General features: G+C 60.4%; 12 protein-coding genes. 9 read left to right on the top strand and 3 right to left on the bottom strand.

Annotated elements, in window-relative coordinates; all coding sequences use genetic code 11:
* Nucleotide 1 precedes the first annotated feature (1 nt).
* The 3 genes from flaJ (at nucleotide 2) to V5N12_RS03615 (ending at nucleotide 2,854) form a co-directional block, all read left to right on the top strand.
* Nucleotides 2-1,729: an archaellar assembly protein FlaJ gene (gene flaJ, locus V5N12_RS03625; RefSeq protein WP_332897791.1), complete on the top strand. Its 1,728-nt coding sequence runs from the start codon at nucleotides 2-4 to the stop codon at nucleotides 1,727-1,729.
* A 74-nt stretch (nucleotides 1,730-1,803) separates the two neighbouring features.
* Nucleotides 1,804-2,232, top strand: coding sequence for a FlaD/FlaE family flagellar protein (locus V5N12_RS03620; protein ID WP_332897790.1), 429 nt, complete (start codon nucleotides 1,804-1,806; stop codon nucleotides 2,230-2,232).
* A gap of 148 nt (nucleotides 2,233-2,380) precedes the next feature.
* Nucleotides 2,381-2,854, top strand: coding sequence for a PadR family transcriptional regulator (locus V5N12_RS03615; RefSeq protein WP_332897789.1), 474 nt, complete (start codon nucleotides 2,381-2,383; stop codon nucleotides 2,852-2,854).
* On the opposite strand, the gene V5N12_RS03610 is transcribed toward V5N12_RS03615, so the two are convergent.
* Together V5N12_RS03610 and V5N12_RS03605 are read right to left on the bottom strand one after the other, a co-directional pair.
* Nucleotides 2,851-3,294: a DUF7112 family protein gene (locus V5N12_RS03610; protein WP_332897788.1), complete on the bottom strand. Its 444-nt coding sequence runs from the start codon at nucleotides 3,292-3,294 to the stop codon at nucleotides 2,851-2,853. The genes V5N12_RS03615 and V5N12_RS03610 overlap by 4 nt on opposite strands.
* A 105-nt stretch (nucleotides 3,295-3,399) precedes the next feature.
* A complete protein-coding gene (locus tag V5N12_RS03605; protein ID WP_332897787.1) occupies nucleotides 3,400-3,801 on the bottom strand; it encodes a 30S ribosomal protein S6e in 402 nt (133 codons plus the stop codon).
* A 236-nt stretch (nucleotides 3,802-4,037) separates the two neighbouring features.
* On the opposite strand from V5N12_RS03605, the gene V5N12_RS03600 reads away from it, so the two are divergent.
* The 4 genes from V5N12_RS03600 to V5N12_RS03585 all read left to right on the top strand — a co-directional run bounded on the left by V5N12_RS03600 (nucleotide 4,038) and on the right by V5N12_RS03585 (nucleotide 7,682).
* The gene (locus tag V5N12_RS03600; RefSeq protein WP_442904950.1) at nucleotides 4,038-4,322 is read left to right on the top strand and encodes a hypothetical protein; all 285 of its coding nucleotides are present in this window, start codon (nucleotides 4,038-4,040) and stop codon (nucleotides 4,320-4,322) included.
* Nucleotides 4,323-4,363: 41 nt separating this feature from the next.
* Complete coding sequence (locus V5N12_RS03595) at nucleotides 4,364-5,599, top strand: MBL fold metallo-hydrolase (protein WP_332897785.1); 1,236 nt, start codon at nucleotides 4,364-4,366, stop codon at nucleotides 5,597-5,599.
* A gap of 96 nt (nucleotides 5,600-5,695) precedes the next feature.
* A complete protein-coding gene (locus tag V5N12_RS03590; RefSeq protein WP_332897784.1) occupies nucleotides 5,696-6,160 on the top strand; it encodes a universal stress protein in 465 nt (154 codons plus the stop codon).
* A gap of 160 nt (nucleotides 6,161-6,320) precedes the next feature.
* Nucleotides 6,321-7,682: an aspartate aminotransferase family protein gene (locus V5N12_RS03585; RefSeq protein ID WP_332897783.1), complete on the top strand. Its 1,362-nt coding sequence runs from the start codon at nucleotides 6,321-6,323 to the stop codon at nucleotides 7,680-7,682.
* A 12-nt stretch (nucleotides 7,683-7,694) separates the two neighbouring features.
* On the opposite strand, the gene V5N12_RS03580 is transcribed toward V5N12_RS03585, so the two are convergent.
* Nucleotides 7,695-8,528 (bottom strand): polysaccharide deacetylase family protein, encoded by an 834-nt coding sequence (locus tag V5N12_RS03580; RefSeq protein WP_332897782.1) that lies wholly within the window; start codon nucleotides 8,526-8,528, stop codon nucleotides 7,695-7,697.
* Nucleotides 8,529-8,675: 147 nt separating this feature from the next.
* Between V5N12_RS03580 and V5N12_RS03575 the strand changes: the two genes are divergently transcribed.
* Nucleotides 8,676-9,983: an ArgE/DapE family deacylase gene (locus V5N12_RS03575; protein ID WP_332897781.1), complete on the top strand. Its 1,308-nt coding sequence runs from the start codon at nucleotides 8,676-8,678 to the stop codon at nucleotides 9,981-9,983.
* 90 nt (nucleotides 9,984-10,073) lie between these two features.
* Entirely contained in the window at nucleotides 10,074-11,420 is a 1,347-nt protein-coding gene (locus V5N12_RS03570; RefSeq protein WP_332897780.1) for an ABC transporter substrate-binding protein, read from the top strand.

The raw sequence follows: 11,420 nt of genomic DNA, 5'->3' as shown, positions 1-11,420 counted from the left end.
AATGTCGACAGAAAGCGGTGGCGCTCGGATTTCGACCGAACACGTTCGAAACTTCGTCACCTCGATGCTCGACGCCTACCGCGGGATGGGCATTGGCCTCGCCCAGTATGCGTGGGGTGTGTTGTTGCCGACGTTCGTGTTCGCCGTCGGGAGCGTCGTTGGGCTGGCTTACCTGCCGGTGCCGCTCGAAATCGGGTTGCCGATTGCTGGCCTTGGAGTGTTTTCGTTCACCATCGCCGTGGCCTACCCGAAGGTCGTCCAAGACCGCCAGAAAAAGGAGGTCAGAGAGCGCTATCACCTGTTCGTCACGCACATCACCGTGCTGTCGATGACGAACATCGACCGCGTCGAGATTTTCCGCACGCTCGCGGACGAAGACGAGTACAAGTCGCTCGCCGTCGAGATGGGGCACCTCGTCGCGCTCGTCGACACGTTCAACCAGAGTTTGGAAGACGCCTGTCGGATTCGCGCGAAGAAGGTGGCGAGTCCGTTGCTTTCGAACTTCTTCGAGCGGCTGGCCTACACCGTCGGCGCGGGGCAGGCGATGGACGAGTTCCTCATCAACGAACAGGACAGCATCATCCAGCAGTTCGTCACGCGCTATGAGAGCGACCTCACGAAAATCGACGTGCTCAAAGAGCTGTACCTCTCGCTCATGCTCTCGTCAACGTTCATCCTCGTGTTCGCCATCGTCATCCCGCTACTCATCGGCATCAACCCAGCGTTCGCGGTGGGAGGGGTCGCGGCGCTGTTCGTCGTCGTCCAGACGGGCTTCGTCTTCACGCTTCACACCGTGTCGCCGTACGACCCCATCTGGTTCCGTTCGGACAGCGAGGGCCACCCGCTCGATATGCGGTTCCGTATCGCCCTTGCCGTCGGCGCGATTGGCAGTCTGGTGGCGATTGGCGTCACCTACGCCATCCTCACCGGGCGGACGCCGTACGCCCCGGACGTGTTGCCACTCCCGATTTTCATGGCGCTGCCGTTTACCCCGCTGTTGATTCCGGGGCTCGCGATTCGCGCCGAAGAAAACCGCATCAAAGAGCGTGACGAGGAGTTTCCGCGCTTTATTCGCGCGCTCGGGGCTGTCGAAAGCGTGAAGCAGACCTCGACGGCGAACGTGCTCGCGACGCTCCGGAAGAAGGACTTCGGCTCGCTCACCGCGAGCATCGACGCGCTCTACAAGCGACTCTCGATGCGCATCGACGACACGCGGTCGTGGCGGCTGTTCGCCGCAGAAAACGGCTCCTACCTCATCCAGAAGTTCGGTGACATGTACGTTCTCGGGCGGTCGATGGGTGGCGACCCGAACCAGCTCGGGCAGGTCATCAGCCGGAATCTGAGCGAGGTGGCGAAGCTGCGTGACAAACGCGGACAGGCAACCTCGACGTTCATCGGCGTCGTCTACGGACTCACCGCGTCGAGTGCGTTTGCCTTCTTCGTCGGCATCGAAGTCGTTGAACTGCTCATCCAAATCAGCGAGTCGATGAACTTAGACAGCTCCATGATGAGCTTCCTGCTCAACTCAGAGGTGTACAACCTCCCACTCATCGAGTACCTCTTGTTGCTCGTGTTGTTGCTGAACTGCCTGTTGTCTGCGGTCATGATTCGGGTCATCGACCGCGGGCACCTCATGAACTCCTACGTCCACTTCGTGATGCTGTCGTGGGTCGCCGCCGTCACGGGCGTGCTCACGCGCGAGGCGGTGGGCGCACTCATCACCATTTGAGACGACTCAGAACTCGATATGAACTCCGCTTTAATATGGAACGTACGCGAACAGACGACTAGACAGAGGTCGCCATGAGAGCACCAAAACCATACCTGACAACGTTGGGAATCGCACCTGAGCAGGTCGCAACGACGCTCTCGTGGGCCCGCTACCTCGGTGAGACGTTCGGCACGGGCGGCGCGCTCAACTCGCTTCGCTACTACGAGGAGATCGGCTGGATTTCGTCGGCCGTGCGCGTGCGCATGGTCGAGTACCTGAAAGGTCTCTCGCTCACCGAGATTCACTCGAAGAAGTACGACGAACCCGCGACGCTCGACCCGCCGCTCGACGGCCTGAGCGGGACGCCGTTTGGCGCACACGCCCAGTCACTGCAGTACATCGCAGACATCAACGGGGCGGATTTAGAAGAACACCTGATGCTTGCCCGGCTCGCAGAACGGCGCGTCGAACGCGCCTACGACTACGAACAGACCGCGACCAACATCGCAATCGACAGCTGAACCGGCACACGCAGAACCTCCTCGTTTCGAATTATTATATTAGTATAATTACAAAATGTTTATCATATATCGTAGTGTTATCAGTGTATAGGCAATTCAGGCTGTTTAGAATAACCCGAAATTTGTCTTATTGTGTAGGAGCCCACAAATGCGCACGTCAAAGAACGCAAACCCCCTGAATTTACTCGTAGAAGAACTATCACTCTCAAGAGAGAGTCCCGAAGAGACTCCGTCTGTCGAGCTATTATTCGATACTGACACGTCAGTTCTGTCGACAATCGCGGCCGAACTCGCTACAAACGAGTTCGTGTTCGAGGAATCGATTGTCAAGGACAACTTAGCAGAGATTTTGCTCTTGCTCATTGGCTTCCGGGGGGCAACCCACGGCAAAGAACTCATGGGCGACCTCTCGAAGCTGTTCAACGCCCACCTCAGCCCGGGGACGGTGTATCCGGCGTTGCACGAGCTCGAAGCCGAGAACGTCCTTGAGATGCACAAACTCGTGCGGACAAAAGAGTACACCATCGAAAACGATGGCGTGGCCCGCGAGCGCATCGAAGACGCCATGCGCCAGCACCTCGCGGTTGGGCTCTTTCTCTACGGCTCGCTCCAGCACATCTAAGTTTCGTCGAGCGACCGCGCAATATCGGTGAGGCTCGAGTTCGGGGACTCAACCGCCGTGTACACGGCTCGTTCGCCTGGTTTTCTGATACCGTAGAGGAATCCCTCTTCGACGATATCGACGAGGACAGAGCTGTCGAACGAGCGCCCGGAGGATTTGACCCACGCGTCGAGGTGGTTCTCTCCCTCACCGGCGGCGCGTGCGAGGCGAGCGTTGTCGAACGCGCCGTGGATCTCCGGACCGTCGCTGCCAAGGGGTGATTCGATTCGTGCGTGATACTGCGTGCCGTCGAGGACGAGCCGGACGACCTCGCCGACGGGGAAGGCGTCGTGGTACGCTTCGGGGATGGAAATCGACGGACGGTCGGTTCGACCGCGGCGAGTGAGGCGAGCGCGAACCTCCGTCACCGAAGGGTTGTCACTCGAAATCTTGTCAGCCATTGGTGAGACCACGAACGCGGACCGGAAAGGTACTGCGCTTTGTGAGCGAAAAGCCGTGTCACTCTCGAAGCGAGGTGCGGAAAACTAAACCGCCAAAAATCAGCGTTATTCTTCGTCTTCGCCGTCGCCCTCACCGAGGAGGTCTTCGATTGACTCGTCACCGCGGGCGGTGATTTTGGCGTTGATTTGGCGCGTTTCGTCGCTGATTTCGCGGCCGCGGACCGTGATGCGGCGGCGCTCGCCGTCGCGCTCCGGTTTGTAGCCCGTGCCACCGGTGAGGAGGACGGCCTTGACGTTCGGGCCGGAGACGTCTGGGCGCATCGCGCGGCCGGTGTTGTCGGAGCCGCCGGTGATTGCGAGCGTGTAACCGGAGAGGCCAACGGCGTTGCCGTCTACCTCGTCGCCGATGGACTTGCCCATGAATCGGTTCGCATCCTGTCCCTCGATGTCGCGCTGAAAGGTCTCGCCGGACTCGGGGTCAGCGACGACGACCTGAAAGTCTGCCATGCGTGTGTAAATATGGTCGCGCTTGAAAAGCACATCGAAACCTCGTTTTCCCCCGGTTGGTGGGGCGACCAGCCGGGTACGTGTTCTGAGATTGTGCCCCCTGTCAACGTCACCCGATATGCCCGAGCGCATATCGACAGAACACCGGGAGAAGACCGGAGCCGGTCGAAAACAGCCGAATTGTCAGTATGAATCACCGAAGCGTCAAGTGCGTCCGGAACGAACACACAGCCATCATGGACTCAAAGCGGCTCGAACGGGCACTCACGGCGGAGTTTGACCCGAATGCAGACGAGCTGCGCGTCGTCGTCCGTCAGGCGTGTGACCTAGCCGATTCGGGGAAGATCGCCCGCGACCGCGGCCACGAACTGACGGTCGAGGACATCGTTGCGAACCTGCGCGACGCCCCGAAACACAGTTCGCTCTCCCAGCGCTGGAACTGGTGGCTTGGCGCACTTGAGACGGCCTATGGCGGGTACGCTGAGTTCCGGATTCTCCCGACGCTGTTTGGCGACATCTGAACCGATGGAGGCAAACGAACAGCGCCAGTAACGTCTGCCAGATGAAGCTACGCTTTCTTGGTGGGGCGCGAGAGGTTGGCCGGAGTGCCATCCTCGTAAACGACCGCCTCCTCTTAGACTACGGGATGGCCCCCGGCAACCCGCCAGCCTACCCCGTCTCCGACGTTTCGCCCGAAGCCGTCGTCGTCTCACACGGTCACTTAGACCACATCGGTGCGTTGCCGACGCTGCTGTCGGGTACCGAACGACCGCCGATTCACTGGACGCCGCCGACCCGCGAACTCGCCCTGACGCTCTGTCGAGACACGCTCAAACTCCACGGCGGAACCTACGACTGTCCGTTCACCGAAGTCGAAGTCGGCCGGATGACGCAAGTCTCGAAAGAACACGGCTACGGCGAGACGTTCGAGGCCGCCGGGCACGAAATCACGTTCTACAACGCCGGACACATCCCCGGCAGCGCCCACGTCCTCGTAGATGACGGCGAGACTAAACTGCTCTACACCGGCGACTTTCACACCGACGACACCCGTCTGCTCTCGGGGACAACTGACCGGCCCGAGGCTGACGTGGTGCTCTGTGAATCGACCTACTCGGACGTTGACCACGACCCGCGCGAGGAGGTCGAACGCCGCTTCGCAGAGAGCGTGCAAACCACGGTCAGAGAGGGCGGCACCGTCATCGTTCCCGCCTTTGCGATTGGCCGCACCCAGGAACTCCTCCACGTCTGTGCGGCCCACGGCATCGACTGCTACGTCGATGGGATGGGCAAGTACATCACGCAGATGCTGCGCAACTATCCCACGTACGTCCGGGATGAAGACGCACTCAAGCGGGCGAAATCGAACGCCCGATTCGTGACCGGGAAAAACGGCCAGCGAAAGCGCATCGCCCGGAAGAACACGGTCATCGTGACCACGAGCGGAATGCTCACCGGCGGCCCGGCGATGACCTACGTCCCCGAAATTCGGACGAATCCGGTGAACAAACTCACCTTTACGGGCTATCAGGTCGAGGGGACGCCCGGTCGTGAACTGCTGGAGTACGGGCGGGCAGAAATCAACCGACAGGTGATGCCCGTGAGCGCCCAAGTGGAGGCGTACGACTTCTCCGCCCACGCCGACCGAGAGGGGCTCAAAGAGTTCCTCGCCAGCTACACAGACACGCCCGTCTTGCTCAATCACGGCGACCGGTGTGAGGCGTTTGCAGCGGAGCTAGAGGGAGAGGGATTCGACGCGAGTGCGCCTGCGCTTGACGAGACGGTTCACGTCGAGTGACCAACTCCCGGACGCACTGGCAAACTGGAAAATCATGCCAAGCGCTACCAACGATTATGCGCTCGTCTCGCATCTATAGAGGGTTGGGGAACAACAGTGGCAACAGAAGTCGATTCACCCATCTTTGGGGACTCGAAGTATCGGGTCCTCCTGTCGATTGACACAGACGAACAGAGTGCGCTCTCACAGGCACACTACGTGAACTCGCTCCCGAACGCAACGGAGGCGGTGATGGTGACGCTCACCCACGTGTTACACGGGACAGAACTCGAAGCGTCGAGGCAACTCCAGAGCGCCCAGCGCGTCGGCGCGGTACAGGCCGCCCACGAGTGGCTCACCGAGCACAACATCGAAGCCGAAATCAGAGACGTGGACCATCCGTATCCACCGCGGGACGGGATTCTCGCGCTTGCAGACAAGATTAACGCAGACGCCATCGTGCTGTCGGGCAGAAAGCGCAGCGCGGTCGAGAGCGTCCTGTTCGGGAGCGTCGTCCAGACCATCCTCAGAAACACGACGCGCCCCGTGGTCATCGTCGACCCTTCGAACAACGACGAGTGACCACAGGACACCGAACACGTATTTTATGACGGGAGAAATTCGGGTTCACACACCCACAGCACCGTTCTTCGACACTCAGTTTTATTGGACAAGGTTCGAAGGTTCGCGCGTTTTTCGATTATTTGGTAAACTTTTTGTCCGCAGTTGAGGAATGCAGCGCATGGCCAGCCCAGGAATTCACGACATCCACTTCGACGACGCACCGGACGTCACCACGAACGTCCCCGGCCCAGCGTCGAAGCGACTCATCGAGAAGCAGTCGAAAATCGACAGCAACGCCGTCGCGTATCCAAAGCGCGTCCCCATCGCCATCGAGGAGGCGAAGGGCGCGACGGTGCGAGATGCAGACGGCAACACGTTTCTCGACTTCTTCGCCGGAATTGGCGTGTTGAACGTCGGCCACTCGAATCCGTACGTCCTCGAAGGCGTCCAAGAACAGCTGGAGAAAGTCGTCCACACGGTCGACTTCCCGACCGAGGCACGCCTCGAACTCATCGAGCGACTGAACGACATCGCGCCCGGCGCGCTCCCCGACAACAACCGTGTGGTGTTCGGTGGGCCAACGGGCAGTGACGCCATCGAGGCGACCATCAAACTCGCAAAGCACAACACGGGCGGTTCCGGACTCATCGCCTTCCGTGGCTCGTATCACGGCGGGAGTGCGGGTGCGCTGAGCCTCACGGCGGGCAAGAAGTACAAAGAGGACTACACCCCACTGCTCGGTGACGTGACCCACGTCCCCTACCCCTACGCCACGCGACAAGAGCAGTCGCCGGAAGAAGCCGCAGAGGCGGCGTTGGCAAACGTCCGCGAACTCCTCGAAGACCCCTACAGCGGGCTGGCGAACCCGGCCGGCATTTGGGTCGAACCGATTCAGGGCGAAGGCGGCGTCGTGACGCCACCGGCGGGCTTTCTCCCCCGCCTAAAGGAACTCGCCGCGGCCAACGACGTGCCGCTCATCGTTGACGAAATCCAGACCGGATTCGGGCGAACCGGCGAGTGGTTCGCAAGCGACTGGGAGGACCTCACGCCGGACATCATGCCAATGGCGAAGGCGATAGGCGGCATTGGCCTGCCACTCTCCGCGACGATGTACCACGAAGACCTCGATACGTGGGGGCCGGGCGGCCACGTCGGCACCTACCGTGGCAACGTGCCTGCGATGGTCGGCGGCATTCGCGCCATCGACTACATCGAAGAGCACGACCTTCTCGCGCACGCCCGAGAGATGGGTGGCTACATGCGCGAGCGCCTGCAAGCGGCCGCAGACGAGACGGACAACATCATCGAGGTGCGCGGCCGCGGGCTGTTCACCGGCGTTGAGTTCGTCGACAGCGACGGCAAACCGGACAAAGACGTGGTCAAAGAAATCCAGCAATACTGCTACGAGCGCGGCGTGCTCGTCTGGAGCGCCGGTCGCTACGGCAGCGTGTTGCGGCTCATCCCACCGCTCGTCGTGACGCCTGAGCAGGTCGAAGTCGGGATGGACGTCGTCGTCGAAGCAATCGCTGAAACCTGCTAACTCGAAGGGTTATCAGTGGGTTTCCCGCCAGTGGGCTGCGATGGTTTCGCCACTGGTCACCCACGTATCGCCCGTGGCGATGGTGTGCTGGAGGAGTTCTTCGAGCATGTCGATGCGCCCCGCGCGGCCGATGATTTGGGGGTGCATCGTCAGGACGAAACAGCGCCCGCGTTTGTGGAGGCCGTCGAACTCGCGTTGCCAGGTGTCGAAGACGGGTTGCGTGGGTGAGATACCGCTCTGGTAGGGAAGCGGCGGATACATGTTGAACCCGAAAAACGGCCAGTCATCTAAGCTCCACTCGAACGGGATTTCGATGAGTTCGCGCTCGCCGTCTAAGTCGTGGAAGTAGGGAATATCGGTGTCGATGAGACTACTTTCGTAGGTGAAGCCGTTGTCTGCGAGCAGCGAAAGCGAGTTGTTGCTCAGGTCTGCGGCGGGGCTTCGGTAGCCGACGGGCGTCTCACCGATGACGTCATCGAACGCATCGAGGCCGCGTTTCAGTTCTTCTTCTTCCTCGTCTGGGGTCATGTTCGCGGGGTTCGTGTGGGTGTAGCCGTGGTGGCCCAGCTCGTGGCCCGCTTCGTGAATCGCTTGGATGGTTTCGGGGTACGATTCGACGACTTTCCCGGGGACGAAGAAGGTACATGTGCGGTCGTAGCGCTCGAACAGTTCGAGGATGCGCGGCACCGCGACGTTCGGACCGAACTCGCCGCGGGTCTTTATCGGTGGTTTGTCGTACGCGGGGTCGGCTTCGATTTTCGTCCGCCAGAGCTCTTCTGCGTCAAGGTCGAAACTGAACATCGCCGCTGCTCGATTCTCCCCCCAGTTCGCGTCCGTGATAGACATTCACAAGAAGATTCAGCGAGCGTGGTAAAATATTAATGGGTGCCAGCCATCGATGCGGCGTTGAGTCGTCAAGAATTTCGGCCAATACCACAGGGAGGCATACAGTTAGGGTACTCTGTGAAAATGGGAACACGAGGCCAGTGTGGCATGACAACAACTAGAACACAAGTGTGTGAGTATATCGAGGAAAACAGCGACCAACTGTTCGCCCTGCTTTCGGATCTCGTCCAACAGGAGTCGGTCACTGGGAACGAAGGCCCCGTCCAAGAGGTCGTCATCGAGAAGTTCGAATCACTCGGGCTTTCGCCTGACGTGTGGGAGCCAGATGTAGAAGAACTCCGCGGACATCCGGGCTTCTTCGAAACGACATCGTTCGCAAAGTACGGGTACGATGGCCGACCGAACGTCGCCGCCGTCGTCGAAGGCTCGGGCGATGGGCCGTCGCTCGCGTTCAGCGGGCACGTCGACGTGGTGTCGCCAAATCCGACCTCGGCGTGGAGCTACGAGCCGTGGGGCGCAGAAATCGAAGACGGGCGTATGTACGGGCGCGGAACCGCTGACATGAAAGGTGGCGTCGCATCCTTCATCTTCGCGTATCAGGCGCTTTCGGAACTCGACATCGACCTCGCGGGCGACCTCATCCTCCAGACGACCATCGAAGAAGAAGACGGCGGCGTTGGCGGCCTGCTCTCTGCGTTAGAGCGGGGCTATCAGCCGGATGCGGCCATCATCCCGGAGCCATGGATGATTCCGAACGTCGGCATCGCCAGCGCGGGCGTGATGTACTTCCGCGTCACGGTACCCGGGAAGTCGGCACACGCCGCGCGCGGCTACAAGGGCGTAAACGCCATCGGGAAGGCGTGTAAAATCTACCAAGCGCTCGATGACCTCGACAAAGAGCGCAAAGCCAGAATCGAATACGCGCCCATTACCAACCGCGACCCGGACGCCGCCGGGAACGTCACCAACCTCAACGTCGGCGTCATCGAAGCCGGCGATTGGCCCTCGACGGTGCCCGGCGAAGCCGTCATCGAGTGTCGCATCGGGTGGCCGCCGGGCGAAACCCGCGAGGAGGTTCGCGCACAGGTCGAAGCGGCAGTCGAAGCTGCCGTCGCGGGCGACGACTGGCTGTCTGCACACGAACCCACCATCGAGTGGTTCGGCTGGAGCGCAGACCCACACGAAACGTCGACGGACGAGGAAATCGTCAAATTCGCAAAACAGAACGCAGAGAGCGTCACCGGACGCACCGGCGAGTTCATCGGCGGCGACGCCGGACTCGACGAGCGCTTTTACAACCTCTACTACGACATCCCGGCCGTGACGCTCGGTCCCACGGGTGAGAACATCCACGGCGCAGACGAGTACGTGGAACTCGACTCGCTCGTCGAAACGGCCCAGGCACTCGCGCTCACGGCGCTCGATTGGTGTGGAACTACCACCACAGACAACTAAATTACGTTTTTATTAGTCCCGTATTATTGGGCAGTATCCGACAATCAGTCATCGGAATTGTTTTATCATCTGTTCATGTTATGTAACACCATGACAAAGGAAGACTACTCCTCGCAGCGTCGTCGGTTCCTGAAAACGCTTGGAGGCGCAGCGACCGTGTCGATGGTTGCTGGCTGTCTCGGCGACAACGAAGGCGCAGACGGAACGACGACCACCAGCGGTTCTGGCGGCGAAGAGACGACCACCAGCGGTGGCGGCGGTGGCTCCAGCGGCGACGCGCTCAAAATCGGTGTGTACGGGCCGTTCTCCGGGCCAGCCTCGAACATCGGTGACGCGCTGAAAAAGGGCGCACAACTCGCGGCAAAGGAGATTAACGCGAGCGATTCTGACACGCAGATGGAACTCTACTTCGGTGACTCTGAGTCCGAGCCAGCGAAAGGCCGCAGCGCGGTCGAGTTCCTCATCGACGAAGAGGAAGTCGATATGATTGCCGGTGGCTTCCACAGTGACGTGAGCCTCGCGGTGGTCGAAGTCACCGCAGCGAAAGGCGTCCCGCAGATGATTTCGAACTCGGTGAGCGCGGCCATCAACGAGAAGATGGAAAGCCAGGACATGCGCAACGTGTTCAAGATGAGTCCGCCATCCGAAGCCTACGGCCTCGGCTGGCAGCAGTTCTTAGACGGGATGCAGGAGGCAGGTGACGGTTACTTCCCGTACGAGAACAAGCGCATCGCGATGATTGGCGAGACTACCTCCTACGGGACGTCCGTGATGGACGCCACCGCGTCCTACTTAGAGGAGGGTGGCTGGAACATCGTCTCGAAAGACGAAGTGGCAGTCGATGAGACGAACTTCACGTCGCTGCTGACCCGGATTCGCTCGAACGACCCGGACATCGTCTGGGCAGTCCAGACCGCGCCGTCTGCGGGGGCGAACCTCATCAAGCAGTTCAGACAGACCGGCTTCGACCAGACCCACTTCATGCACACGTTCGTGCCGTCGAACCCCGAAACCATCAACCTCGCCGGGGACGCCGCAAACGGCGTGCTCTGGATGACGAACATCGGCACAATCCCGAAACTCACCAAAGAGATTGGGCTGGCAGACGCGTGGCAGTCCGAGTACGGCACCGCCGTGCCCGGTTCCTCGGGGTCGCTGTCGTACGACAACCTCAAAATCGTCGAGAAGGTGATGGCGGAAATCGGCGGCAAAGCAGAGCTCTCGGTTGAGACGTGGGAGCAGGCGGTCATCGACTTAGACCCACACACCGGGTCTGCCGGGATGTTCGACTGGACCGAAGACGGGCCGTTCCACCAAGCACTCTGGGGCAAGGATACGGTGCCAGCGTTGGCGTCGCAAATCGTCGACCAGCAAAACAACGTCGTCTGGCCGTTCGAACTCTCTGACACGGAAATCGACAACTCGCTGTACGAGTAA

This window comes from Haladaptatus sp. CMSO5 (assembly GCF_036689885.1).
Classification (GTDB): domain Archaea; phylum Halobacteriota; class Halobacteria; order Halobacteriales; family Halococcaceae; genus QDMS2.
Note: the sequence above shows the minus strand (reverse complement) of the source record. Positions and strands in the feature narration are given on the sequence as shown.